We start from the raw sequence: 25,378 nt of genomic DNA, 5'->3' as shown, positions 1-25,378 counted from the left end.
CACCCGAAGGTGGCATTTTTATTTATTCAGAATCATCTTCTTTTTTATGTTCAGGTAAGTCCTGTACTGCTTTTTCAATCAGACCAAACATGTAATTGCCATAAGCATTTGTTTTGTCATAATGAAAACGCAAGCGTGGGGTTACACGTGTTTTGATACGACGACTCAATTCCTGACGCAAAAATCCAGAAGCTTTATTTAAAATATCTAAAGTTTCCTGATGAGCGATTTCATTTTGGTCATCTGCCAGTTCACGTCCCATCACTGTGACATAAACGTCTGCATATCCCAAATCTGGACTCACCTTAACACCTGAGATGGTCACTAGACCACCCAGACGTGGATCTTTTAACTCCTGACGGATTAGCTCAGACAACTCACGTTGTACTGAATCCGCCATGCGTTTCAAGCGTTGTCCACCCGCCATTAAAGACTCCGTTTCACCATTTGTACATCATACACTTCGATCTTATCGAGTGGTTTGATGTCATTATAACCTTTCACCGCTAGACCACATTCCATACCTGCGCGAACTTCATCGACCACATCTTTATAACGACGTAATGATTCAAGCTCACCTTGGAATACCACGACATCATCACGAAGGACACGAATTGGTTTATTACGGTGAATTACACCTTCCATCACCATACAGCCCGCAGCAGCGCCGAACTTGCTTGAACGGAATACTTCACGAACCTGAGCCACACCCAGAATCGTTTCACGATGTTCAGGCGCAAGCTTACCGCTCATAGCATTCTTCACATCATCAATCAATTCATAGATGATGCTATAGTAACGAATGTCGATACCATCTTGATCGCTCTTTTGACGAGCAGTAGTATCAGCACGGACGTTAAATCCGAGCAATACAGCTTCTGAAGATTCTGCAAGGGTAACGTCAGATTCAGTGATTGCACCTACACCTGAACTAATCACACGTACTTTAACTTCATCAGTTGAAAGCTCATCTAAAGCCACAGTTAAGGCTTCCAAAGTACCACGAACGTCTGCTTTTAAGATGACATTCACTGCTGGTACATCTTTTTTGCCCATAGAGGCCATGATATTTTCAAGACGCATTGCACTTTGACGATCAATACGTTTTTGACGCTCACGATCCGCACGCGCATCAGCCACTTCACGTGCTTTTTTCTCGTCATTTACAACAAGAACTTCGTCACCTGCCATTGGCGCATCGGGTAAACCTAAAATTTCGACAGGAATTGATGGACCTGCCGATTTAATAGGTTGGCCATTTTCATCAGACATGGCACGTACACGACCATAAGAAGAACCTGCCAGCACAAGATCACCAATATTCAGCGTACCATTTTGTACCAGAATCGAAGTGACTGCACCACGACCTTTATCAACACGCGCTTCAATCACGACGCCCTGAGCAGCACCTTCACTTGATGCTTTGAGTTCCATCAATTCAGCTTGGATCAAGATTAGGTCAAGTAATTCATCAATCCCCTGTCCAGAATGTGCTGAAACCATTGCAACTGGCACATCACCGCCCCATTGTTCAGGAACAATCTGTTTCGTGGTTAGTTCATTCAAGACACGATCTGGATCAGCTGATTCTTTATCCATCTTGTTAATAGCAACAATAATCGGTGTACCCGCTGCACGCGCATGATCAATGGCCTCTGCCGTTTGTGGCATCACACCATCATCAGCAGCAACAACCAAGACAACGATATCCGTTGCTTTAGCACCACGTGAACGCATTGCAGTAAATGCCGCATGTCCCGGAGTATCAAGGAAAGTAATAATTCCCTTATCAGTTTCAACGTGATACGCACCAATATGCTGGGTAATACCACCAGCTTCACCAGCCGCCACTTTAGAACGACGGATACGATCTAGCAATGAAGTTTTACCATGATCGACGTGACCCATGATCGTAACAACTGGAGGACGAGTCGTTTGCTCACCACGTGCTTCTTCAGCAGCAACAAGTAAATTATCTTCAGCTTGCGTATCAGAAACTAAAACTGGATTGTGGCCTAACTCTTCTACGACAAGTACCGCTGTATCTTGATCAATTGCCTGATTCTGAGTAACCAATTCACCCATTTTCATGAGTGTTTTAATAACTTCACGAACTTTAATCGCCATTTTTTGTGCTAAATCGGCAACAATGATTTTCTCACCGATCTCAACATCATAAATTTGCTTCTTAACAGGTTTTTCAAAACCGTGTTTATTCGCCTGACTGGTTTTTAAACCACGTTTATGATGGCTTTTGCTAAAGCTCTGTTCAGCTTGTGCATCACCACCACGACCGCCTTTTTTACCCGCACGTGGGTTGGTGGTTGCACCACCACGTTTGATTTCACGGTCTTCCTGATTAAAGGAATCTTCATAAGCCTGTCCTACAAGACCAGCAGCCAATGGAGAATCATCAATCACACGAATGGTCGCACCCGTATCGTCATTTGAATATTTCGATGCCATTTGACGCATTTGCTCAAGTGTACGCTGTTGCGCTTCTTCAGCTGCTTTACGACGAACGGCTTCTTCAGTTGCTTTCAACTTCGCAGATTCAGCTTCACGTGCCTTTTTCTGTTCAGCCGTTTCAGTCGGTTTTACAACAATCGGCTTAATCGGCTTATTAGTTGAACGACGCTTAACCACAACTTCTGTAGTCGAAGTCTCAGCTTTCACTGTTTCTTTCTTCTGAGCAGCGCGCATTGCATCTAATGTTGCTTGTGCTTTATTTTCAGCTTTTTCACGAAGTTGCGGAGCCGCTTGCTGGTTTACTTTTTCATCAGCACGAACCTTTGCTTCAGCTTCAACACGTGCTTTGGCTTCAGCCGCAATCTGTTCAGGATTTGGCTTGGTAAACGTATGTTTCTTACGAACTTCTACGTTAATGGTTTTCGCCTTACCTGAAGTACTGGCAACTTTTGCTGTACTGGTTGTTTTACGTTTCAACGTGATTTTTCCTGCGCCACTGGCATCTTGGCCGTGTACCTTTTTCAAATGGTTCACAAGCGTATCTTGTTGCTCAGTGGTAATAGTGTCATTTGCGTTACGCTGTGGTAGACCTGCTTCACGAACCTGTTCTAGAAGCTTGTCGACAGGACGACCAACTGTTTGAGCCAAGTCTTGAATCGTTTTGTCTGTCATACGCTACTCCTTAGTTAAACCATGATTCGCGTGCTTTCATAATGAGCTGACCCGCTTTTTCGTCACCAAGGCCTTCAATATCAGAGATATCGTCGGTCGCCTGATCGGCCAAATCATCGACTGTAATCACACCACGCGCTGCAAGGGCATAAGCAAGCTCCTGAGTCATTCCTTCCATTTCCAGAAGTTCTGCACTTGGTTCCTGAATATTTTCTTGCTGTTTTAATGCATCTGTTAATGCGGCTTCTTTTGCACGACTTTGTAATAACTCGACCAAATCAGCATCAAGTTCAATTTCGTCAAAAGTTTCAGCTGGTACATAGGCAATTTCTTCAAGTGAAGTAAAGCCCATTTCAACCAATGCCATTGCTAAATCTTCTTCAATATCCAGACGTTCTACAAACATATCCAGATACTGTTGTGCTTCGTTTTGTTGACGCGCACGATATTCATCTTCCAGCATCATGTCGAGTTTATAACCCGTCAATTCAGACGCCAGACGTACATTTTGTCCCTGAGAACCAATCGCACGAGCCAATTGATCATTGGTTGCAAAGATAATATCTGCACTGCGTGCATCTTCATCTAATACAATGCCTGATACATCAGCAGGCTCCAAAGCACTGGCGATATATTGCGCAGGATCATCTGACCACACCACAACATCGATACGCTCACCGTTCAACTCAGACTGGACTGCCTGAATACGGGTACCACGCATCCCAATACATGCACCGACTGGGTCAATACGATGATCATTGGTTTTTACTGCAATTTTGGCACGCACACCTGGCTGACGTGCTGCTGCTTTAATTTCGATGATTTCTTCAGAAATTTCAGGAATTTCTTTTTTCATCAAGGCAATCAGCATTTCAGGTTTAGCGCGTGATAACAATAATTGCGCACCACGACCTTCACGGTTGACGCTATAAAGAATCGCATTCATCCGTTGTTTTGGACGAAGCATTTCTTTTGGAATCATTTCTTCACGAGCCAAATAAGCTTCTGCGTTATCACCCAAATCGATGATAAAACCGTCTTTGGTTTGTTTTTTTACTTCACCGTAAATCAATTCGCCTACTTTGGCTTCATAAGCATCCGCCACTAAAGCACGTTCTGCTTCACGAATTTTTTGGACGATTACTTGTTTGGCGATTTGAGCTGCAATACGACCAAACTCAATCGATTCAACTTCGAGTTCGCGTATATCACCAATTGACCATTGTGAAGGATCTAAATCAGAAATCGCATCCTGACAAGCTGGCATTTCATGGTCTTCATCAGCAACAACTGTCCACTGACGAAAAGTACGATAGTCACCAGTCTTACGGTCAATTTCAACGCGTAACTGTGCTTCTTCAGAGTTTGTGCCTTCGTAAAATTTCTTCTTCGTTGCAGCAACCAGTGCCTGTTCTAATGCCTCGAAGATTGCTTCACGACTAACACCTTTTTCATTACTAACCGTTTCCACAACGGTAAGAATTTCACGGCTCATAAGTCACCTACAGATTCTTATAAATTTAAATGAATTTAGTCCTGATAGATCAAGTTTGCTTTATCAATATTATGACTATCAATTTCAAGCACATGGTTGCCTTCAACTTCGACTTGAATAACTTCATTTTCAAGATCAACACTGAGCAATTTTGCCTGGAATTTACGACGATTTTCAACCGCAGTAATTAATCGTAATGCGACTTGCTGACCAATATAAGCAGGCATTTGTTCAAGTTGAAAAAAAGGACGATCCCAACCTGGAGATGATACTTCCAGTGCATATTCACCAGAAATTGGATCATGCACATCTAACATTGCGCCGACCTGTTGCGTTACAAGCACACAGTCTTGCACACCTATACCACGCCCCTGTTCAAGCTCACCATCTTCATTGATAACAGGTTCAGCACTTTCATCGATGTTTTTATCGATATAAATACGCAATAAAGAACGTTTACCTTGAGGAATAAATTCAATCCCCCACAGATCAACATTACAAGCCTGCACTGCGGGTGCAATTAAATCATGCAGTGCTTGAGTTTTATTTGATAGCTTCATTTACTCTCGTCATTCTCGCGCGGTTCAATCGGCTCACAGCCAATTCAGACTAATCTATAGTGAAGCATGACTATTTCACCTTTACGACAGCTTATGTCTTGTGTCACCGCTACACGATAGCCAATAAAAAAGGGCGTTAAATCGCCCCTATATTTTACACAGAAAACTATAGCTCACTGTGCAAAAAGGCCCACCTATTTGTGAGCCCTCTTAGAAACTTGGTAGCGGGAGCTGGATTTGAACCAACGACCTTCGGGTTATGAGCCCGACGAGCTACCAGACTGCTCCATCCCGCATCAACGTGCAAACATTATATACAATTATCAAAAAAAGTCAATTTTAATAATTGCTGACTAAGTTGTTGCCCTTAGTCATTTAAAGATGTAACTCAGCTAAATTTAATGAGTATTACTACACTTTAAAACTTAGTATTGGTAGAGAATATTAGGTTTAAACTAACATCCTTTGATGCTTTTATGAAAATTTGAACCTAACGGATCAAAATACCACTTTCACACCAGTTACACTTTTAAAACTTGGTAGCGGGAGCTGGATTTGAACCAACGACCTTCGGGTTATGAGCCCGACGAGCTACCAGACTGCTCCATCCCGCATCAACATCACTGCAACACCAACTTTCTTTCTGGATCAAGTTGGTGCGGAAGGGGGGACTTGAACCCCCACGCCCGAAGGCACTACCACCTCAAGGTAGCGTGTCTACCAATTCCACCACCACCGCAGCTTGTGGGAGGCATTCTAGTCGCTTCAACTATAAAAAGAAAGCGTTAATTCTAATTATTCACTCGTTTTTGGTGCGGTTGGCGAAGTTTCAGGCGATGTCGGTTGCTGAACAGGTGCAGTTTGTACAGATTGTAAGCTATAAGCCTCTGTCGTTTGCTTTTTGGCAAAAACAGCCAACGTTAAACTGGTAATAAAAAACAGGGCAGTAAAGATAGCCGTCAAACGGGTCAGGAAGTTACCTGAACCAGAAGCACCGAATACGGTTGCAGCACCGCCACCACCAAATGAAGCACCCGCATCTGCACCCTTGCCGTGCTGAACCAGCACCAGTGCAATAATCAAAATTGCGAGAATAATGTGTACGACCAGCACAAAAGTATGCATGCTGAACTCCTATTGTTTTGATTGGGCAAATGCTTGAGCAATTTGATAAAATGATTGTGCGTTTAACGAAGCACCACCGACCAATGCCCCATTAATGTCTGGACAAGCCGCTAACTCTACCGCATTCTCGGGTTTAACACTACCGCCATACAACAGGGCAATTTTTGCACCATGTTCCGTAATCTGGCATAAACCTTCACGAATTTTAGCATGCATTGTCTGCGCATCTTGCGGTGAAGCTGTTTTTCCAGTACCAATGGCCCAGATCGGCTCGTATGCAATTACGATTTGTGTTGACCATTGTTCAGGACTTACTACGCTGGCAATATCACAGATTTGCTGTAAAACCACCTGTTCTGCCAAACCTTGCTCACGCTGTTCAAGGCTTTCACCCACACAGTAAACAACGGTCATGCCAGCCTGAAGTGAATTGTGGAGTTTCGCTTTTAAAATTTCAACTGAATCACCCAACAAGTCACGACGTTCAGAATGACCAATTAATACATATTGAATCTGGCTGTCTACCAATAGTTCAGCACTAATTTCACCTGTATAAGCACCTGTTCCTGCAAAACGAGAAACATCCTGAGCAACAGTATAAATAGGACGCGATGCTAAATTTAAGGCTTGATGCGTACGATCCAGTGCAATAGAGGTAGGTGCAACCCCAATATGGCAAGCCTCAGAATCAATTTCGGACTGCGCCAATAAAGTTATAAATTGTTGAATGAGTTGTGTGGCATCAGATTGTATTGGGTTCATTTTCCAATTGCCAACTACCCAAGGAATAATAGTCGAACCCGACATACTGCTAACCTTTTATCGAAAATGCTGCATATTCTACACGCATTTTAGCCAAACTTAGAATGTTTTCTTTTTGCAATAAATACAAAAATAGATAAAACAAACTATTTATAAAACACCAATTCCTGTGATGTTGTAAAAAAAATGATCCAAAAAATCGACCAGTTCAAATTTTAGACCATGAATACGGCAGAAAATGCATTTTATGAGGTAGTAATTTCCCTCAACAAAAGTATAATTTTTACCATATCAATTATAAACATATTGCGATAAGGCAGACGGATGTCAGTATTACAAACATCTCCAAAATTTTCGGGGTTTATTCGGCGGCTGGTTGAAGACGGACGTGTAAGTGCGTCAACTATGCAAACCGCCATCGATACTGCAAAAAAATCGAAGCAGGATATCGTTGCATATATTATCGAGCATATGGGAATTTCAGCTTTAACTGTAGCTGAAACCATTTCTATTGAATTTGGGGAACCTCTTTTTGATCTGGCAGTTTATGACACTGCTTTACTGCCACGTGAATTAGTTGATGAAAAACTGATTCAGAAACATCATGTCGTACCGCTCATCCATCGCGGGCACGTCCTTTATGTGGCAACCAGTAACCCTACCAATATTGAAGCTCTGGATGCTGTTCGCTTTAACAGTAAACTTAATATTGAGCCAATTATTGTTGAACATGACAAGCTTGCCCGATTACTGGAAAAAGAGTTTGCAGAAAGCGACAATTTTGCCTTTGATGGAGAAGACTTTGATATTGATGTTCATGTAGAAGAAGTCAATCCAGATGAAGATTCAGATGACGAACCACCACAAGGCGATGAAGCTCCAATTGTAAAATATATCAATAAATTATTGGTTGATGCGATTCGTATGGGAGCATCGGATTTGCATTTTGAACCTTATGAAAAAATGTATCGGGTACGTTATCGAGTCGATGGGGTCTTGCGCCAGATTGCCAATCCCCCGCTTCAGTTGGCCACACGAATTGCGTCACGTTTAAAAGTCATGTCGCAAATGGACATTTCTGAAAAACGGGTTCCACAAGATGGTCGTATTAAGCTTAAACTCTCTAAAACCAAAGCCATCGATTTCCGTGTAAACTCTTTACCTACCTTATTTGGTGAGAAGCTGGTACTGCGTATTTTAGATCCATCGAGTGCCATGTTGGGTATTGATGCGCTGGGTTATGAAGAAGAACAAAAAGCATTGTTCATGGATGCGCTAGATAAACCTCAAGGTATGCTGCTGATTACAGGGCCTACAGGTTCTGGTAAAACAGTTTCGCTTTATACAGGTTTAAATATTCTAAATACGGAAAATTCGAATATTTCAACTGCCGAAGATCCTGTCGAAATTAACCTTGAAGGCATCAATCAGGTCAATGTTAATCCGAAAGTCGGATTAACCTTTGCCGCCGCATTAAAATCTTTTTTACGTCAAGACCCTGATATTATTATGGTGGGGGAGATTCGTGATCTGGAAACAGCAGAAATTGCAATTAAAGCTGCTCAAACGGGTCATATGGTAATGTCAACGCTGCATACTAACAGCGCGCCAGAAACTTTAACCCGTTTACGCAATATGGGAGTTCCCTCTTTTAACATTGCAACTTCAGTGAATCTGGTGATTGCACAGCGTCTGGCACGGCGCCTATGTAGTCAATGCAAGCAACCTGTCGAAATTCCAAAAAATAGTTTGCTTGAGATGGGCTTTACTGAACAGGATCTGACGCATCCAGATTTTCAGATTTACCAACCCATTGGATGCCCTGAATGTCGCGAGGGTTATAAAGGTCGTGTGGGGATTTATGAAGTCATGAAAGTTACACCTGAAATTTCGAAAATTATTATGGAAGATGGTAATGCACTAGAAATAGCAGCAGCATCAGAAAAACTGGGGTTTAATAATCTTCGTCGTTCAGGTCTTAGAAAGGTGATGCAAGGGGTAACTTCTTTACAGGAAGTCAACCGAGTCACCAGTGAATAAAAGCGGATTCTAAAAATAAGGACAGCACAATGGCAGTCAAAAAAGCGCAAATGATGCCGACTTTTGCTTATGAAGGGGTTGACCGCAAAGGGGTCAAAATCAAGGGTGAATTACCAGCGCGGAATATGGCTCTGGCAAAAGTTACTCTACGTAAACAAGGCGTTAATATTAAGACCATCCGGGAAAAGCGTAAAAATATTCTGGAAGGGTTATTTAAGAAAAAAGTGTCCACTTTGGATATTACGATTTTTACCCGACAACTTGCCACTATGATGAAAGCAGGCGTACCGCTGGTACAAGGCTTTGAAATTGTAGCAGAAGGTCTTGAAAACCCATCCATGCGTGATGTGGTTTTAGGAATAAAGAACGAAGTAGAAGGCGGTAATACTTTTGCAGGTGCATTACGCAAATATCCCCAATATTTTGACAACTTGTTTTGTTCACTGGTTGAATCAGGTGAACAATCAGGTGCACTGGAAACCATGCTAGATCGTGTCGCGATCTATAAGGAAAAAAGTGAACTGTTAAAACAGAAAATTAAGAAAGCCATGAAATATCCGATTACCGTCATAGTTGTCGCGGTCATCGTGACAATTATCCTGATGGTAAAAGTAGTTCCTGTGTTTCAGGATTTGTTTAGTTCATTTGGTGCAGATTTGCCTGCTTTCACTCAGATGGTCGTCAATATGTCAAAATGGATGCAGTCTTACTGGTTCATTATGATTATAGTGATTGGGGTAATTATTGCTGGTTTTCTTGAAGCCAAGAAACGTAGCAAGAAATTCCGCGATGGCTTAGATAAACTCGCATTAAAATTACCGATTTTCGGTGATCTGGTATATAAAGCCATTATTGCCCGTTATAGCCGTACTTTGGCCACTACTTTTGCAGCAGGTGTGCCATTGATTGATGCGTTGGAATCGACTGCTGGCGCAACCAATAATGTGGTGTATGAAGAAGCTGTGATGAAAATTCGTGAAGATGTCTCTACAGGACAGCAGCTCCAATTTGCTATGCGCGTTTCTAACCGTTTCCCTTCTATGGCCATTCAAATGGTTGCAATTGGTGAAGAATCTGGTGCTCTGGATGCCATGCTAGACAAAGTCGCAACGCACTATGAAAACGAAGTCGATAATGCTGTAGATGGATTAACTTCAATGATGGAGCCATTGATTATGGCCATTCTTGGTGTGTTAGTTGGTGGTTTGGTCATCGCCATGTATCTTCCAATTTTCCAGATGGGTTCAGTGGTTTAATGCTCGAAATTCTCAATTATTTCATTCAGAATCCAACTGCACTGTATCTTGCAGTTGGAGTTTTTAGCTTGTGTGTCGGTAGTTTCATGAATGTCGTCATCTATCGAACCCCGAAAATGATGGAACAGGAGTGGCATGCAGAATGTCAGATGTTGTTACACCCCGATCAAGCGATCATTGATCAAAGTAAACTCAGTTTAAGCTCACCACCCTCAACTTGCCCTAAATGTCATCACCCTATTCGCTGGTATCAAAATATCCCTTTGTTTAGTTGGCTTTTTTTAAGAGGGAAATGTGGCAATTGTCAAAATCCAATCAGTATTCGCTACCCGCTCATCGAATTGCTAACCATGCTGTGTTCGTTGATGGTTGTAGCTGTCTTTGGCCCAAGCCTTCAAATGCTGTTTGGTCTTGTTTTAACTTGGGTATTGATTGCCCTGACTTTTATTGATTTTGATACTCAACTCTTACCTGATCGTTTTACTCTTACCCTTGCAGCGTTAGGACTTGGCATAAATGCTTATAGTATTTATGTTTCACCTATTGCCGCTATCTGGGGGTATTTGATTGGCTTTTTATGTCTATGGATTGTCTATTATTTATTTAAGATCATCACAGGCAAAGAAGGCATGGGTTATGGCGATTTTAAGCTTCTTGCTGCACTCGGGGCATGGATGGGGCCATTGATGCTGCCTTTAATCGTATTATTATCCTCACTGGTGGGTGCGATTATTGGCATTATTTTGTTAAAAATTCGCAAGGAAAATCAACCTTTTGCTTTTGGCCCCTATATTGCTATTGCAGGTTGGATCGCTTTTTTATGGGGTGAGAAAATTATGAAAGTCTATCTGGGAGGCTAATATGAGCTTCATTCTAGGCTTAACAGGTGGCATTGGTAGCGGCAAATCCGCTGCCAGTCAATGGTTTGAAAATCAAGGGATTGATGTAATAGATGCCGATGTAGTGGCCAGAGAAGTCGTTGAAATTGGTCAACCTGCACTTCAGAAAATCCATGAAAGCTTTGGCAACTGGGTTATCAATCCTGATGGTAGCTTGAATCGCCGAGCCTTAAGAGAACATATTTTTCAGAATCCCTCTGCCCGACACCAGTTAGAACAGATTACCCATCCCGCCATTCGCCAATCCATTATTCAACAGCTACACGCTGCCAAGAGTCCATATGTGATTCTCGTTTCACCGTTGTTATTTGAAACAGATCAACATAAACTCACGAATCGTACCCTGCTGATTGACGCCAGTGAAGCAACTCAAATCGAACGTGCCAGCCAACGTGATGGTCAGAATTCAGAACAAATTAAAAAAATTATAGCCGCACAAATGCCCCGCGAAAGAAAACGTGAGATGGCCGATGATAGGGTGATTAATGATGGACATCTAGATCATCTATATCAGCAACTTGCAGTTTTACACCAAAATTATCTGGAACGTTCCTGATCTTTCTGACGTTCCAATTGTAGCGTTAAAGTATCTTTAAACCGCCAACGCCAAGGTTGTAGAGCACCGATGCCCATACCAATCAGGCCACAAGCAATTGCAGGGCTTAAGGGTTCACCCAATAATGGCACAGCAACCACCGCTGCAATAAAAGGAGCAAGTGTTACAATGCTGCTCGTCTTAAACGCCCCTAGACGCTCAATTGCTGCGACATAGGTAATTGTGGCAATGATCACCACAAAAACTCCATGAAATAAGCCTTGAATTGCCAGATGCAGTGGCTCAACCTCTTGATAATGTTTTGGGAGAATAGCACATAGATCGGCAAATAAATAAGTGCTGACCAAATCGCAACACTCGCCATTGAATGCCATGCAGAAAGTTTCCACTGTTTTAATAAAACCGTAAAAACACCCCACCAGATCGCACTGATCACAAATAAAATATCACCGACACCAAAATGAGACTGTTGATTTCGAGACATCAAATAACTCATAGCCGCAATGGCTGCCAGCATAATGCCAACACTCCACCACGTATGCCGATCAAAAGGTTGCTTGAATAATAGATAAGCTGCAAGTGCGGTGCACAGCGGAATACAGCCATTTAAGAAAATTGCTGCATGTGCTGCAGGCGCAAAAAGAAAGGCGCTATAGGCAGTAAGACAATAGCCCACTCCCCCGATCAACGCCAAAATCACAGAATGCTTTTTCCATAAGAAATTCAGATCTTTTTTATAGATTAAAATGGGCATCAAAATTACAAAAGCAATGGCGAAGCGAAGTGCAGTAATATCCCAAGCACTAATATGCCACTGTGCATTTAAACGGGAAAAAATAGTAAAACCACCCCAAATGCACATGGTGATGGCAATACAAATATAGCCTTGAGATCGCGGTGACATGGCTCTCTTTTACCAATGGTGCTGATCGAAATATGTTTAAACAGGGTGGCGCTGACGATTTGCCTCATAAAGTGCCATACCAGTTGCCACACTCACATTCAAGCTTTGTAAGTTACCCGTCATTGGAATATAAACGGTTTGATCACATTGTGACTGGGTGATCGGACGTAATCCAGTATCCTCTGCACCCATTACGATCACCACCCCACCACTCAAATCACATTTTTGAATAGGTAACGCCTTTTCATCCAGCATCGTACCAATTACTCGCAGATAAAATTGTTCTTTGACGTGAGCTAATGTCCGCGCAAGATTAGTCACCTGGATAAACTTAACCTTTTCTGCACCACCTGCTGCAACTTTACGGGCAGTTGGAGTCAAGCCCGCGGAACGATCTCGTGGCACAACTACAGCTTGCACACCCATTGCTGCGGCAGTACGAATACATGCACCCAGATTATGCGGGTCTGTGACTTGATCCAATGCTAAAAGTAATGCGTCAGGGATTTCTTCTAAGAGTTGGTCCAGATCTTTTTCATTTAACGTTGGATGTGGACGAACAGCTGCCACCACCCCCTGATGAAATGGTAATCCTGCCAGTTTTTCCAGACTGTCGCGACTGGTTTTTTGCACACTAATGCCAAAAGGCTCAGCCAATTCCAGAATCTTCTGTAAGCGCTGGTCATCTCGCCCTTTTAGGGTAAATAAAGTCAAGACACGCTCAGGCTCAATCTCAAGCAATGACTCGACCGAATGTACGCCATAATAATATTCTGGTTTCGCCATGCCCGACCTCTATATCGACTTTATTTGACTCAAAATAAAAATCCCGTAAAGCCAACTTCACAGGATTTCTTGATTTACTGATCTAAGCAGCTAGTTTAACCGATTTTAAGGCAAACAGGTTAGCCTTCTAAATGGCAAACGTAATCGAGCACATCATCTGTCTCAATTTTAAATAAGCTATTGCCAGGTACATAAAATGACTGACCTGCACGGAATAATTCACTTTCTGTACTGTCGGCAATTTTCACACGACATTCACCCGAAATAATTTCCATACGTTCAGGCACATGAGTTTCAAAGGTTAATGCCTGTTCACTTGGCAAAATCACGCCAAGTGTCTTTTTTGTCCCGTCTTCAAATTGAACTGTATGGCTAATGCACAAACCGCCAAAATAAACATTTGATTTTTTTACTACCGTTACATGATCAAACTGAGCTGAACTCATGCGTAACTCTCCAATTTCGCCGCATTTATATTAGGGGGTAATGACTGACGTAGTTTAATTCTGGGCAAATAACTAATCAATCTCTTTTATTCAGAGTCTGCTATCCAAGCAAATTTTATGCCTTTATCATTTTAGTTTTTATCCACACTCAAACTCTAGCTGAGAGGTTTATCTCTTTTCATTCTCAATATTTTTAAAAAGTGACAGATGAACTCCTTTTCATTATTTTACAGTGAAACCAAGACAGTCTTATGACAAATTTGTAATACATGATCTGATTTGCGCAACATTTCTATTCGGTTTAAATCTTGCTAAACTGGATACGCAATCATATTGATGGTGTCATTTACTTATGGCATTTTATTAAGCTTATACCTTGTGGCTACGATAAAATTTATCTATCTTAAACAAAAAATACTGACGCTCTGGATGCGTGTATGCTGACTCATTTAACTCTGATTAATTTTGCGCTTGCTGATCATCTTGTACTCGATATTGAACAGGGATTTAATGTTTTAACAGGTGAAACAGGTGCGGGGAAATCCCTGCTGCTAGATGCGCTTTCTGCCTGTTTAGGCGAACGTACAGACACCAACTATGTCCGTTATGGCGCAGAAAAAGCCGACATTACGGCAAGTTTTAGTTATCAATCACAAAGTCCAGAGTCGTACTGGCTCAAAGAACATGAAATGGATGATGATAGTGGTGAAATTCATCTGCGCCGTGTAATTTTTGCCACAGGTCGTAGCAAAGCATGGATCAATGGCCGCCCAAGTAGTTTATCCGAACTAAAGGAAATTGGTCGGTTGCTGGTACAATTGTACAGCCAACATAGTCAGCAACAATTGCTTGAACCGCCGTATCCCAAGCATTGGTTAGATCGTTATCGTAATTTTTATCAGCCCGCACAGGACGTAAAGGATGCGCACCACACATGGCAAGCGACGATTCGTCAGCATCAGGCAGCATTAGATGCTCAGGCAACTCGCCAGCAGCGAATTCAAACACTAGAACTGCAACTGGAAGAAATTGAAGAGATTGTACAGACAGATTATAAAGAGATTGAACAGGAGTTTGATCGTCTAAGCCATCATGAACATATCATGCAGGACTGTGCTTATAGTTTGAATGCGTTAGATGAAGCAGAACCCAGTATTAATCAGGAATTGGCGTCTATTTTAAGACGGATTGAAACACATGCAGGTCGTAGTGAACATCTTTCTGAAATTTATAATTCAATCGTAAATGCGCAGAGTGAGCTGTCTGATGCGACAGCAAATCTACGCCAGTTTATGGACCGCCAAAGTTTTGATCCTGAACGGATGGAAGAATTAAATACACATTTGGAAGTCTTTCATCGACTGGCTCGCAAGTATCGTATTCAGCCAGAAGAACTCAAACAGGAATATGAACACTGGCAGCTTGAACTGACCAAGCTTCATCAACTTGAAGACCCAGAAACTCTGGCTGAACAAGTCGAAATTGCTCATCAGAGCTTTTTGGAAAAAGCCCAACATCTGGATCAAATCCGTCGAGATGCCGCTATTCCCTTAGCCAAACAATTAACAGAGCAAGTCAAGCCATTAGCTCTGCCTGAAGCACATTTTGAATTTAAGTTTGAACCATTGGAACAACCTAATGCCGAAGGTCTGAGCTTTATCCAGCTTTTATTCACGGCAAATAAAGGCATGCCTCCGCAACCTTTGGCACGTGTTGCTTCTGGCGGTGAATTATCACGTATTGCACTGGTCATGCAGGTGATGAATGCTGAAAAAACTGAGGCGGAAACACTCGTATTTGATGAAATTGATGTTGGGATTAGTGGAGGTACAGCTGAAGTGGTCGGCCGATTACTGGCAGATTTGGCACAACATGTGCAACTTCTGTGTATTACTCACCAACCACAAGTTGCAGCCCAGTCTGATCAGCATTTATTGGTGAAAAAGCAACAAACCGATCCTGCCAGCAGTACCATTATTGAGTTGGATGAACAACAACGGGTGCTTGAACTTGCCCGAATGTCAGGCGGTGTCGAAATTAATGACACCACATTACAACACGCCAAACAATTACGCCAACTTAAATTTCAACACAGTTAAATCTTTTTTAGCTCTTATTTCCCACCTTTTATCGCCCTCATTTTTCTGTAATAAATCACTGAAAAATGATTGGCGAAATCCATTTACTCTTGTATGTTGATAAGAACATCCTATATCGATACAAAAGCGACCACGTTTTAAGGAGAACCGCTTAGGTGACAAAACAATATTTGACACATCGTTGTCTAATTGCTCCTCCAGAAATGGCCGATGATTTTTTTGCAAATACCGTTATTTATTTGGCACGTCACGATGAAGAAGGTGCACAGGGTTTAATTATCAATCGTCCGTCTGGGATTCAGGTCAAAGAATTATTGAATGATCTGGATATTGATGCTGACCATGTACAACCTCATGAAGTGCTACAAGGCGGCCCTTTACGTCCTGAAGCGGGTTTTGTGCTACATACAGGACAGCCTACTTGGCATTCCTCAATTGCAGTCGGCGAAAATCTATGTATCACCACAAGTAAAGATATTCTGGATGCGATTGCTCATAACGAAGGTGTCGGTCGTTATCAAATTGCATTGGGTTATGCCAGTTGGAGTAAAAACCAGCTTGAAGGTGAAATTTCACGGGGCGACTGGCTGGTTTGTGATGCCGATATGGATCTGATCTTCAACTTACCTTATGACGTACGTTGGGATGCTGCTTACAAAAAACTTGGCGTTGATCGTACATGGCTATCTTCTGAGATTGGTCATGCCTGAATCTGTAAGTACACAAATGATCATGGCCTTTGACTTTGGCACACAAAAGATGGGGATTGCCATAGGCCAATCAACCATAGAAAGTGCCAATCCCCTAGCCTTATTTCCCATGAAAGATGGAATTCCCAATTGGGATCAATTGCTCAAAATTGTAAAAGAATGGCAGCCAACTTTATTTCTGGTCGGGCTCCCTTTAAATATGGATGATTCTGAATCCGAGTTATCAACCCGAGCGCGTAAATTCGCACGGCGGTTACGTCACCAAACCCATATTGAAACCTGGATGGTCGATGAACGTCTGACTACGCGTGAAGCGCGCGATGAATTAGAAACTTATCACAATCAAGGACGTGGTAAACGCCTCTCTGCAGATAGTTTAGCTGCCGCGCTATTGATTCAAGGGTGGTATCGTTTACCGCAAGGAATTCAGCCCTAAAAAAATGGCTGATATCAATCAGCCATTTTTCTTTCAGGATATTTTAATTTTCAATACGAACGGTTGCAGTACGCCCTGCAACAAATGCCAAAGCATTTTTCGGCGTTTCATCCAACACGATTTTAACGGGTACACGTTGCGCTAAACGTACCCATGTGAAAGTCGGATTAACGTTGGCGAGTAAGGTCGAACTACTAGAACGTTCGCGATCTTCAATCCCGCTGGCGATTCCCTGTACGTGTCCACGGATTTTTTGAGAATCTCCCATCAGCTGGATGGTTGCTTTATCACCTACATGAATGTGATTGAGCTTGGTTTCCTCAAAATAGCCCACAACATAAAGTTGCTCACGATCTACCAGGGCTGCAACTGCATCACCAATTTTGACGTAATTACCCACTCGTAAACTAAAGTTCGATAATGTACCATCTGCGGGTGCAACTACTTCAGAACGCTTTAAGTTGAGCAAAGCTAAATTCAAAGCACTCTGCGAAACTTCAATCAACGCATGTTGCTGTTTAATAGTTGCCTGTGCTTGCTCAATAGTAGCTGCCATTTGCGCATCTTCAGCTTTGGATTGATCGCGTGTTGCATACATTTGATCCTGTTCCTGCTTAGAAATCGCCCCATCCATCAAGTTTGAATAACGCGCTGCATTTTTTTCAGCCAACTGCGTATTTGCACGAGATTTTTCCAGATTCGCCTTCGCCGCAACCTCATTGGCCTCAGCTTGAGCAAGACCAGCTTTGGCTTTGGCTAAATCAGAACGTGCTTGTTCTACATCCAGTTGTTGGCGTGCCACATCAATCCGAAATAAAGGCTGTCCTTTTTTGACAGACTGGTTATCCTGCACCAGTACTTCAGTTACTAAACCCGATACATCAGAAGAAACTTGAATCACATCACCACGGACTCGCCCATCACGTGTCCACGGTGCGGAATTATAGTAATTCCACAAATGAACAATCACAAAAATCGCTAATATTGCGATCACCAGTGTTACCAGCGGACGGACAATTTTCCGTGCATCAAAAGAACTCATGTTGCTTACCTTAAATTTCGCCTTAAACTTTCGTTAAAACTCATGTGGCTCAAGTTGCATATCGGACATTCATGTATCAATGATCAACACATTAAGCCTGAACCATTAAGAATATCCAGTGTACGAGCATCAACATCAATACATATAGACTTAAATTAAAAATACCAGGAAATCCAATCCACCCTGCGGCAATAAGTCGATTGGTCGCCAATGTCACGATTTTGAACAATATATAGGCCAAGATGGCCTGAATCAGCAATGTTGGAACATAAACACCGTACAAATTCAACTCACCCATGTACTGCTCCATTTAGCAACTGACTCTCTGCAACGCTTTTTTGTACATGGAAAATACTACTGCGAATATTATTCATACTCATCTGAATCCGATGTCTCACTTCAATATCTGATTCATTCACAACCAACGCTTCAATGTAATCTATTTGCGCCAAAACTTTCTGTTTTAACAGATCATCAAGCGCAATATGTTTTTCTTGATCACGAAAGCTTGCTTCTAGCAATTGTTGTAAATGTTTCAAAGCCTGCTTAAGTTCTGGCAAGGTTTTATTATTCTGGCTTAATTCAGCAATACGACTTAAATTGACCACTGCACTGGTTTCAATCAAAGCCAGATTCATAGCGTATTTTAACTCATCTGACTGCACCAGTTTGGTATTTAATACCCCAATCCGATCAAGCATACTCCGAAGATGAATCCGAAATTCTGAACCATAAGGAATATACAATGCTTCTTTTAAAGCACGATAATGCAAACTCAGAATCCGACGCGCACTGGTTTCTGGCGACATGGCACGGATAAAATAAATTGCCAAAATAGAAATGATTGGCCCTACCACCCCTGCCATTGCAGTATCCATTAAAATCACAGCATCCATCGCATAACGATTTTGTAGATTCAAACTCATGATAAAGTTAATCAACATCGGCAAAGCCAACATCATGAGCATGGGTGTGGGGAACATACTGGCCAAATAAATAACCAAAGGTGCCAGCACTACGCCCAACTGCCAGAACTCACGTACTTGTGGCATAATCACAAAGGCATAGAAAATGGTCAAAATCGCAGCATATACTGAACCACGTATAAATGTTTTTAATGCCGGAATGGGATTATCCAGCGTGGCCAGAATACAGGCACTGACTGCTGTCAACTGAGCCATCATATATCCTGCATGCCACCCCGTATAAATCCACAGTAAAAATGAGGTTGCTGTTGCAACACCCGCAGCAATCGAACTACGTACTGCAATACCATGATCACGATGTAGACTCGGATATTGCGTGGTAATGGTCGCGATGGCATCGGGAATACGTTTTTCGCCTTTTTGAATCAATTCCCATAACAGCTTCACCGCCATGACATTCTGGATAAAATGGCGAATATCCATTTTCAAAGCATCCAGCATAATTTCTTGTTGTGGCTGACTCAGTGCAAATAAATGCTCAAAATCCGACTCGAAATCTGCTGGCAGGTGGTTTAACTGAGATTCTTCAATATTTGTCTGAGCACGTAAAAAACTGACCACATCATGATGGAGTTGACTTAATCCCTGTCGATAATGCTGATCAATCTGATCCAATTGAAAAATTCGCTCGGACATCGAGACCAGATTAGCAACCACCATGCTTTCCTGATGCAGTAATTCCTGTATCGGTTTAGTCATGCCATGCAATTCACCACTTTCATAAGCCAGATGTACCGCAAGACCATGAATGTCTGTTGTATCACGGGCAATATTTCCCAATAGCTGGGTATAACTCTGGCTATGTTGCTGATCAGTCAAAATACTGGTGAATACATCACGGGTATCGTCCAGTGTTTTTTGTACACGTTGCTGAAGCTGTGACCCTAAATGTGCAGGAAAAATCGTAGCCGAGACCACTGCACTACAAATCACTGCAATTGAAATTTCTAGTACACGACTTAAAGCCATATCAAAAACACTATGGCTATCAATATTATAAATCGAGCTACAGGCAATCATGACAGTAGTATAACCCGCCAACATAAACACATAACTTCGTGGAGTACGATCCAGTAAAGAAATATATAAACAAAAGCCAACCCAAACCGACAGGATACAAGTAAATAAAATCGGCATGTCAATTAAACGCGGCGTAAAGAAAATGGCTAATATTCCGCCCATTATCGTACCCGTAAGACGATACAAGGCTTTGGAGGACACCATCCCCGCATAAGGCTGTGCAATAATCACCACCGTACCAGCTGCCCACATTGGATAAGTTAAATCCAGAACAAATGCGGTATACAACGCCAGCATCATAGCGATAAAGGTTTTGACTGCAAAAATCAAATCCATTCGCGATGGTCTAAAAGCCAGTATCTGTTTAAATAACATGAAACGATCTCAAAACAACAATTCCATAGTGTTTAGTGTATACTCATGATCAATATGCGTTTTACACTTTCAGACAGCAATAGTCTCCGTGAATTGTATGCCAAAGCCTACAATGTCTACCCAAAGATCAATTTAATAATCAGATGATCACTAAATAAAGTGTCAATAGCTCGACTTTTAACAGTTTATTGTAAAAGCTGAACATGACATTTAGGAATCAATCACAGATGAGATGAAAAAAAAGCCAATAAGTATATGAGCAAATTTCTTCATTAGATATTTTATCCAAATAATTTTGACAAAAAAACGAAAAATAGTCAACAAAATATCTTATTATGATAATTAATCAAATTTTAAGCTTTGTTCTTTAATGCTTATTATCAAATCGACAGAATAAAGGCTAATTAAATTTGACTGCAAGGCGTGGCACAATTTGTTATAAAAGATAATTATGCACGTGTTTCTGATGGTTCTTTAGCAAAGTAGGTAATCATGGCGCTTTCAAGCTTTGGCAAAATTTTAACGGTTCTGGATTTATTTTCGGTATCACGGCCTGTGATTAACGTTGATCATATCTGTGATGAACTGGGGTTATCCAAACCCACGAGTTACCGTTATTTAAAAGAGCTGGTTTCTGCTGATATTTTACAGCGCATCAGTGGCACTTCGGGTGATTACACACTGGGTTCAAAAATTGCGGTGCTGGATTATATCTCCCGCACGACAGACCCGCTGGTGCAAATTAGCAGCCCTTTCATGCAGGAAATCGCTGAACGCATTGAACTTTGTTGTTTATTGACTCATTTAAATCGTGATTACTGTATTGATATTCATCATGAAGTATTCCGAAATACTGATTTACTTTCTTACGGTAGAGGCTGTCCACGTCCTGTATATATGGGTTCATCACCTAAAGTGATCATTGCGCAACTGCCTAAACGCCAGATTCAGGATTATTATCAACGTTTTGCAACGCAGCTAGCAGAAGTAGGATTCGCACAGGATGAAGAAAGTTTTCTTGCGCGTATGAAGAAGATTAAAAAGCAGGGGTTTTATTTATCTCACGGCGAACTTGATCCCAATGTCTCGGGTTTATCTGTGCCGATTAAACTCTCTACCAATAAAGAATCACCACTGGCACTCACCATTGTGGCTTCAAAAAATCGGTTTGAATTTATTAATATCGAGAAGCTAATTGAGATTTTAAAAAGTAATGCAGCGCAAATCGAACACAAGTTTTTAACTCTCTCTCAAAATGAAAGAGCGCAAGCTTAAAAGAGGATTTCTGCTGAGAGTAAAAAGCTCATGTCAATTTCATGAGTTTTTTCTTGTTACACAACATACTCTTGAACATCTTCTTTTTGCTTTTTAGACTGAAGCTAATGTAGATTAATTCTAAGCGACACAACAACAATGATCACATGAATTTCTGGCATCTTTTTCAGCAATTACGCCCTTTTGTACGACCTTACCGATTACTGGTAATTGCCACCTTAATCCTGACCTTAATTGGCGCACTTACTGCCCAAGTCAATGCCCTCACCTTGCAATATGCTGTTGATCGCATCAATGCATTGGTCAAAGCTGGTCAAGGACTCAACGAAGGTTGGTCCATTCTGGCATTTATTTCAGCTATTTTACTAGGGAAGGAAATCCTGAATGCATTGGTGCAATTTGGGCAAAAATTTTACGGCGAAAAACTGCGCATTTATGTCTCACAAGATTTAGCTCAGGGAATTATTGAAAAATTCCTGACTTACCGTTTGACTTTTTTTAATCAGGAAAACAATCAAGCAGGCAAATTACAAACACGTATTGACCGAGGTATTGGTTCACTAACGCGTTTGGTACAAATCTTCTTTATCGATATTTTGCCACTTTTCACTAGCGCTATTCTTGCGCTGGGTCTCATGTTCTATGCTAATTTCTGGATCGGCTTAGTGGCTTTGCTGATTGTTCCAATTTATTTCTGGTTAACCTTTAAACAAGCCGAAAAACTCGGTGGTTGGCGACGTCGTTTACGTGATGGACGTGAAAAAAAGAGTCAGGGGATTTTAGGCATTATCCAATCAATTACGGTGATCAAATCGTTTAATCGCGAAGAGATCGAAGCCGAAAAACAACTGAAATTACAGCGCGATCTGACGGACAATCAAATGCATACTCGTCAGACCAGCTTTGTTTTTGATGGGGTCAAAACTTTTATCGAACAAATTGGTATTGTTCTAATTATTATTCTGACCTCCTATTTTGTACTCGCAGGGCAAATGAGTATCGGGATGATCATGTATCACATCTTATTATTTAATAATGTTTCTGCGCCGATTCGTTCACTGCATCGAATTTATGATGAAGTGAATGACGCTATAATTTATTCAGAAAGTTTCTTTCAGATTTTAAATGCCGATAATGAAATTGAAGATAGTGGTCATCTTAAACCTGCGATTAGAGGCCAATTTGAACTCAAAAATGTCAATTTCTGCTATGAAAATGGACATCAGGCATTAAAAAACATCAATATGGTGATACAGCCAAATAAAATTACGGCGTTGGTAGGGCTGTCGGGTGCAGGAAAATCGACGTTAATTAGTCTGCTAGATAAATTTTATTTACCCGAATCAGGAGAAATTTTTCTTGATGGGGTCAATCTTAATCAGATTGATACACACTATTTACGTGATCATATTGGATTAGTGCTACAAAAAAATCATATTTTTCAGGGTTCTGTTCTGGAAAATATTCGTTATGGTAAAATGGATGCGACACTGGATGAAGTCATCATAGCCGCTCAAAAAGCCTCTATTCATGAACAAATTAGCCATTTGGCTCAGGGTTATGATACGGATGCACTCATGCTCTCAGGAGGACAACAACAACGTATCGCTCTGGCGCGTATGTTTTTAAAAGATCCACCTATTATTTTTCTGGATGAGCCGACTGCAAGTTTGGATGCGATTGCAACTGAACAAATCAAACATAGTCTGGATGAAATCAAACAAGGACGTACCGTCATTATGATTTCCCATAGCTTGTCGCAAATTATCGATGCCGATTATATGTATGTGATGCAGGATGGGGAAATTGTGGAGCACGGGGAGCATGAACAATTGTATTTACAAACAGGCGCATATAAAGACATTTTTGATGCAATGGCAAAAAGTTTGAATATCGATAAAATTGCTAAAACACTGGAAGATGAAGAAACGCATAGTTGAGTGTTAAAGTAAAAACTGTCTAAAGGTTAAATTGATACGGGGCTGCAAAATTTTCTGTGACTTCATGATCGCATGTTGCCAATGCTGTTGAGTTATTCCACGCATGACGATGAGCTGACCGGATTGCAACAACATTTCAATTTTTTCTTTGGTGCGCATATGGCGGAAACAAAACTTTCGAGTCACTCCCAAACTCAAAGATGCAATCGTGGTTTGCTCTGCCAAAGACATATCACCATCGCTATGCCACGCCATCCCTTGTGTCCCTTCTTCATATAAATTGGCTAGGCACGAATTAAATTTTTCGCCGAGTAACTGCTCAATTCTCTGCTTTAGAGTAAATAACCGATCATCCCAAGGTAAAGAGTCACGCATAACCCCAGAATAACCATAACGATAATGTGCATCGCCATACCATGCTACTTTGCGTGGAGTAATAAAATGTTTTCCATAGAGTTTGGCTTCATCATGTCGCCACTGCAAATGTTCAAACAGATAATTAAAATAAAACTCAGCCTGTTCGGGATTGAGAAATAAACCGTAATCCTGCACCTCGCCATCATAAGGCAACAGATTCGCCTGAGGTTCTGGTGCAAACAAATCCAGTGTCATACCACTTGCTCCTGTTTAGCCATTTCCCATGATAAAAGTGCTAGTTTACGTGCTTTACTCCAATGATATTCCCCGATCATACCAGTAGATCGAATCACACGATGACATGGGATCAAATAAGCAATTGGATTGTTTGCAACAGCACTAGCAACGGCCCGTATGGCCTTATGATGACCGATTTGCTCAGCAATCTGCTGATAACTACGCAATTGGCCCTCTGGAATAGTTAAGAGTGCTTCCCATACTTTGAGCTGAAAAGGCGTGCCTTGTAAACGTAGTGGAATCTTCTGCTGTACGCTGTGTTTTAAATCACGCTGAAACCATCCTGCAACTTGTTGATGAAGTTCAGTTGACTTTGGCTGAAAGTCTGCTAACGCAAAGCGTTGTTGCAATTGATCCAGCGCTGTCAGATCAGTCAATGCATCTGATAAAAATTGAATGGAACATATGCCTTTAACTGTACTTGCAATAAATACATCGCCAAACGGAGTTGCCTGAAAAGAGTAAGTGATCAGCAGCGAAGCGCCATGCTTTTTATATTCTCCTGGCGTCATCCCTTCAATCTGTATAAATAAATCATGCAAACGCCCAGTTCCTGACAATCCCGTTTCCAGTGCAGCATCCAAAGTACTATAGTGCTGTTGTAGTAGAGCTTTGGCTCGTTGCAAACTCAAATATTGCACAAACTTTTTAGGGCTAATGCCAACCCATTCTTGAAACTGGCGCTGTGCATAACTAGGGCTTAAATCCACAGTCGCAGCCATTTGTTCCAAAGTGGGTTGATCATCAAAATGCTGATAGGCATATTCAATCATGCTTGCCATCACCGTAAACTGGCTGGAGGATAAGTTTTTCATCATCAAAACTCCTGTATTCAGTTTTACTGTAAAGCAAAGCATAAATCTTGACGACC

22 protein-coding genes, 3 tRNA genes and 1 pseudogene are annotated in these 25,378 nt (G+C 41.6%); 9 read left to right on the top strand and 17 right to left on the bottom strand.

Features of this window, described 5'->3' with window-relative positions:
- Positions 1 to 22 precede the first annotated feature (22 nt).
- From IAE20_RS01600 to tpiA, 9 genes are all read right to left on the bottom strand, one after another.
- On the bottom strand, positions 23 to 427 hold the full coding sequence (locus IAE20_RS01600; protein ID WP_200459177.1) for a ribosome-binding factor A: 405 nt from the start codon (positions 425 to 427) through the stop codon (positions 23 to 25).
- Positions 427 to 3,141, bottom strand: coding sequence for a translation initiation factor IF-2 (gene infB / locus IAE20_RS01595; RefSeq protein ID WP_200481609.1), 2,715 nt, complete (start codon positions 3,139 to 3,141; stop codon positions 427 to 429). The genes IAE20_RS01600 and infB overlap by 1 nt, the downstream gene beginning before the upstream one ends.
- Before the next feature lie 10 nt (positions 3,142 to 3,151).
- On the bottom strand, positions 3,152 to 4,636 hold the full coding sequence (nusA, locus tag IAE20_RS01590) for a transcription termination factor NusA (protein WP_200459175.1): 1,485 nt from the start codon (positions 4,634 to 4,636) through the stop codon (positions 3,152 to 3,154).
- 35 nt (positions 4,637 to 4,671) lie between these two features.
- On the bottom strand, positions 4,672 to 5,196 hold the full coding sequence (rimP, locus tag IAE20_RS01585) for a ribosome maturation factor RimP (RefSeq protein WP_200459174.1): 525 nt from the start codon (positions 5,194 to 5,196) through the stop codon (positions 4,672 to 4,674).
- Between the two features lie 219 nt (positions 5,197 to 5,415).
- Positions 5,416 to 5,492: transfer RNA gene (locus IAE20_RS01580), tRNA-Met, on the bottom strand.
- Positions 5,493 to 5,733: 241 nt separating this feature from the next.
- Positions 5,734 to 5,810, bottom strand: a tRNA-Met gene (locus IAE20_RS01575).
- 40 nt (positions 5,811 to 5,850) lie between these two features.
- Positions 5,851 to 5,935: transfer RNA gene (locus IAE20_RS01570), tRNA-Leu, on the bottom strand.
- A 56-nt stretch (positions 5,936 to 5,991) separates the two neighbouring features.
- Positions 5,992 to 6,321 (bottom strand): preprotein translocase subunit SecG, encoded by a 330-nt coding sequence (gene secG, locus IAE20_RS01565; protein ID WP_200459173.1) that lies wholly within the window; start codon positions 6,319 to 6,321, stop codon positions 5,992 to 5,994.
- 9 nt (positions 6,322 to 6,330) lie between these two features.
- Positions 6,331 to 7,128, bottom strand: coding sequence for a triose-phosphate isomerase (gene tpiA, locus IAE20_RS01560; RefSeq protein ID WP_200481610.1), 798 nt, complete (start codon positions 7,126 to 7,128; stop codon positions 6,331 to 6,333).
- Positions 7,129 to 7,407: 279 nt separating this feature from the next.
- On the opposite strand from tpiA, the gene pilB reads away from it, so the two are divergent.
- From pilB to coaE, 4 genes are read left to right on the top strand one after another with little or no spacing between them, the layout of a single operon-like run.
- A complete protein-coding gene (gene pilB, locus IAE20_RS01555; RefSeq protein WP_200481611.1) occupies positions 7,408 to 9,123 on the top strand; it encodes a type IV-A pilus assembly ATPase PilB in 1,716 nt (571 codons plus the stop codon).
- Positions 9,124 to 9,152: 29 nt separating this feature from the next.
- Positions 9,153 to 10,379, top strand: coding sequence for a type II secretion system F family protein (locus tag IAE20_RS01550; RefSeq protein ID WP_200459170.1), 1,227 nt, complete (start codon positions 9,153 to 9,155; stop codon positions 10,377 to 10,379).
- On the top strand, positions 10,379 to 11,239 hold the full coding sequence (locus IAE20_RS01545) for a prepilin peptidase (protein ID WP_200481612.1): 861 nt from the start codon (positions 10,379 to 10,381) through the stop codon (positions 11,237 to 11,239). The genes IAE20_RS01550 and IAE20_RS01545 overlap by 1 nt, the downstream gene beginning before the upstream one ends.
- Position 11,240: 1 nt before the next feature.
- Positions 11,241 to 11,834: a dephospho-CoA kinase gene (gene coaE, locus IAE20_RS01540; RefSeq protein WP_200481613.1), complete on the top strand. Its 594-nt coding sequence runs from the start codon at positions 11,241 to 11,243 to the stop codon at positions 11,832 to 11,834.
- Here coaE and IAE20_RS01535 read toward each other — a convergent pair.
- The 3 genes and pseudogenes from IAE20_RS01535 to IAE20_RS01525 all read right to left on the bottom strand — a co-directional run bounded on the left by IAE20_RS01535 (position 11,816) and on the right by IAE20_RS01525 (position 13,970).
- A pseudogene (locus tag IAE20_RS01535) lies at positions 11,816 to 12,738 on the bottom strand (DMT family transporter). The gene coaE and the pseudogene IAE20_RS01535 sit on opposite strands and share 19 nt — an antisense overlap.
- 36 nt (positions 12,739 to 12,774) lie before the next feature.
- On the bottom strand, positions 12,775 to 13,524 hold the full coding sequence (gene rlmB / locus IAE20_RS01530) for a 23S rRNA (guanosine(2251)-2'-O)-methyltransferase RlmB (protein ID WP_200481614.1): 750 nt from the start codon (positions 13,522 to 13,524) through the stop codon (positions 12,775 to 12,777).
- Between the two features lie 119 nt (positions 13,525 to 13,643).
- Positions 13,644 to 13,970, bottom strand: a complete 327-nt coding sequence (locus IAE20_RS01525; protein ID WP_004991681.1) for a pyrimidine/purine nucleoside phosphorylase — start codon at positions 13,968 to 13,970, stop codon at positions 13,644 to 13,646.
- A 437-nt stretch (positions 13,971 to 14,407) separates the two neighbouring features.
- On the opposite strand from IAE20_RS01525, the gene recN reads away from it, so the two are divergent.
- From recN to ruvX, 3 genes are all read left to right on the top strand, one after another.
- Positions 14,408 to 16,069, top strand: coding sequence for a DNA repair protein RecN (recN, locus tag IAE20_RS01520; RefSeq protein WP_200481615.1), 1,662 nt, complete (start codon positions 14,408 to 14,410; stop codon positions 16,067 to 16,069).
- A gap of 155 nt (positions 16,070 to 16,224) precedes the next feature.
- The gene (locus IAE20_RS01515) at positions 16,225 to 16,779 is read left to right on the top strand and encodes a YqgE/AlgH family protein (RefSeq protein WP_200459164.1); all 555 of its coding nucleotides are present in this window, start codon (positions 16,225 to 16,227) and stop codon (positions 16,777 to 16,779) included.
- The gene (gene ruvX, locus IAE20_RS01510; protein WP_200459163.1) at positions 16,772 to 17,215 is read left to right on the top strand and encodes a Holliday junction resolvase RuvX; all 444 of its coding nucleotides are present in this window, start codon (positions 16,772 to 16,774) and stop codon (positions 17,213 to 17,215) included. The genes IAE20_RS01515 and ruvX overlap by 8 nt, the downstream gene beginning before the upstream one ends.
- Positions 17,216 to 17,258: 43 nt before the next feature.
- Here the strand turns inward: ruvX and IAE20_RS01505 are convergent, their stop codons facing one another.
- The 3 genes from IAE20_RS01505 to IAE20_RS01495 all read right to left on the bottom strand — a co-directional run bounded on the left by IAE20_RS01505 (position 17,259) and on the right by IAE20_RS01495 (position 20,638).
- Positions 17,259 to 18,257 carry an HlyD family secretion protein gene (locus tag IAE20_RS01505; protein ID WP_200459162.1) on the bottom strand — a complete coding sequence of 333 codons (999 nt, stop codon included), beginning with the start codon at positions 18,255 to 18,257 and terminating at the stop codon, positions 17,259 to 17,261.
- A gap of 91 nt (positions 18,258 to 18,348) precedes the next feature.
- Entirely contained in the window at positions 18,349 to 18,555 is a 207-nt protein-coding gene (locus IAE20_RS01500; protein ID WP_200459161.1) for a DUF1656 domain-containing protein, read from the bottom strand.
- On the bottom strand, positions 18,548 to 20,638 hold the full coding sequence (locus IAE20_RS01495; protein ID WP_200459160.1) for an FUSC family protein: 2,091 nt from the start codon (positions 20,636 to 20,638) through the stop codon (positions 18,548 to 18,550). The genes IAE20_RS01500 and IAE20_RS01495 overlap by 8 nt, the downstream gene beginning before the upstream one ends.
- A 492-nt stretch (positions 20,639 to 21,130) precedes the next feature.
- Here IAE20_RS01495 and IAE20_RS01490 point away from each other — a divergent pair, with 492 nt between their 5' ends.
- Together IAE20_RS01490 and IAE20_RS01485 are read left to right on the top strand one after the other, a co-directional pair.
- Positions 21,131 to 21,913 (top strand): IclR family transcriptional regulator, encoded by a 783-nt coding sequence (locus IAE20_RS01490; protein WP_200459159.1) that lies wholly within the window; start codon positions 21,131 to 21,133, stop codon positions 21,911 to 21,913.
- Between the two features lie 146 nt (positions 21,914 to 22,059).
- On the top strand, positions 22,060 to 23,853 hold the full coding sequence (locus IAE20_RS01485; protein ID WP_200481616.1) for an ABC transporter ATP-binding protein: 1,794 nt from the start codon (positions 22,060 to 22,062) through the stop codon (positions 23,851 to 23,853).
- Between the two features lie 3 nt (positions 23,854 to 23,856).
- Here IAE20_RS01485 and IAE20_RS01480 read toward each other — a convergent pair whose 3' ends face one another.
- Together IAE20_RS01480 and IAE20_RS01475 are read right to left on the bottom strand one after the other, a co-directional pair.
- Positions 23,857 to 24,465: an alpha-ketoglutarate-dependent dioxygenase AlkB family protein gene (locus tag IAE20_RS01480; RefSeq protein ID WP_200481617.1), complete on the bottom strand. Its 609-nt coding sequence runs from the start codon at positions 24,463 to 24,465 to the stop codon at positions 23,857 to 23,859.
- Entirely contained in the window at positions 24,462 to 25,322 is an 861-nt protein-coding gene (locus IAE20_RS01475; RefSeq protein ID WP_200481670.1) for a bifunctional transcriptional activator/DNA repair enzyme AdaA, read from the bottom strand. The genes IAE20_RS01480 and IAE20_RS01475 overlap by 4 nt, the downstream gene beginning before the upstream one ends.
- Positions 25,323 to 25,378: the final 56 nt, after the last annotated feature.

Source organism: Acinetobacter sp. S54 (assembly GCF_016624945.1).
GTDB lineage: Bacteria > Pseudomonadota > Gammaproteobacteria > Pseudomonadales > Moraxellaceae > Acinetobacter.
This window is presented reverse-complemented; position numbering and strand designations above follow the sequence as displayed.

Coding starts and splice junctions, on each gene's coding strand:
- IAE20_RS01600 (WP_200459177.1), bottom strand. CDS start 427: ATGGCGGGTGGACAACGCTTGAAACGCATGGCGGATTCAGTACAACGT.
- infB (WP_200481609.1), bottom strand. CDS start 3,141: ATGACAGACAAAACGATTCAAGACTTGGCTCAAACAGTTGGTCGTCCT.
- nusA (WP_200459175.1), bottom strand. CDS start 4,636: ATGAGCCGTGAAATTCTTACCGTTGTGGAAACGGTTAGTAATGAAAAA.
- rimP (WP_200459174.1), bottom strand. CDS start 5,196: ATGAAGCTATCAAATAAAACTCAAGCACTGCATGATTTAATTGCACCC.
- secG (WP_200459173.1), bottom strand. CDS start 6,321: ATGCATACTTTTGTGCTGGTCGTACACATTATTCTCGCAATTTTGATT.
- tpiA (WP_200481610.1), bottom strand. CDS start 7,128: ATGTCGGGTTCGACTATTATTCCTTGGGTAGTTGGCAATTGGAAAATG.
- pilB (WP_200481611.1), top strand. CDS start 7,408: ATGTCAGTATTACAAACATCTCCAAAATTTTCGGGGTTTATTCGGCGG.
- IAE20_RS01550 (WP_200459170.1), top strand. CDS start 9,153: ATGGCAGTCAAAAAAGCGCAAATGATGCCGACTTTTGCTTATGAAGGG.
- IAE20_RS01545 (WP_200481612.1), top strand. CDS start 10,379: ATGCTCGAAATTCTCAATTATTTCATTCAGAATCCAACTGCACTGTAT.
- coaE (WP_200481613.1), top strand. CDS start 11,241: ATGAGCTTCATTCTAGGCTTAACAGGTGGCATTGGTAGCGGCAAATCC.
- rlmB (WP_200481614.1), bottom strand. CDS start 13,524: ATGGCGAAACCAGAATATTATTATGGCGTACATTCGGTCGAGTCATTG.
- IAE20_RS01525 (WP_004991681.1), bottom strand. CDS start 13,970: ATGAGTTCAGCTCAGTTTGATCATGTAACGGTAGTAAAAAAATCAAAT.
- recN (WP_200481615.1), top strand. CDS start 14,408: ATGCTGACTCATTTAACTCTGATTAATTTTGCGCTTGCTGATCATCTT.
- ruvX (WP_200459163.1), top strand. CDS start 16,772: ATGCCTGAATCTGTAAGTACACAAATGATCATGGCCTTTGACTTTGGC.
- IAE20_RS01505 (WP_200459162.1), bottom strand. CDS start 18,257: ATGAGTTCTTTTGATGCACGGAAAATTGTCCGTCCGCTGGTAACACTG.
- IAE20_RS01500 (WP_200459161.1), bottom strand. CDS start 18,555: ATGGGTGAGTTGAATTTGTACGGTGTTTATGTTCCAACATTGCTGATT.
- IAE20_RS01495 (WP_200459160.1), bottom strand. CDS start 20,638: ATGTTATTTAAACAGATACTGGCTTTTAGACCATCGCGAATGGATTTG.
- IAE20_RS01490 (WP_200459159.1), top strand. CDS start 21,131: ATGGCGCTTTCAAGCTTTGGCAAAATTTTAACGGTTCTGGATTTATTT.
- IAE20_RS01485 (WP_200481616.1), top strand. CDS start 22,060: ATGAATTTCTGGCATCTTTTTCAGCAATTACGCCCTTTTGTACGACCT.
- IAE20_RS01480 (WP_200481617.1), bottom strand. CDS start 24,465: ATGACACTGGATTTGTTTGCACCAGAACCTCAGGCGAATCTGTTGCCT.
- IAE20_RS01475 (WP_200481670.1), bottom strand. CDS start 25,322: ATGAAAAACTTATCCTCCAGCCAGTTTACGGTGATGGCAAGCATGATT.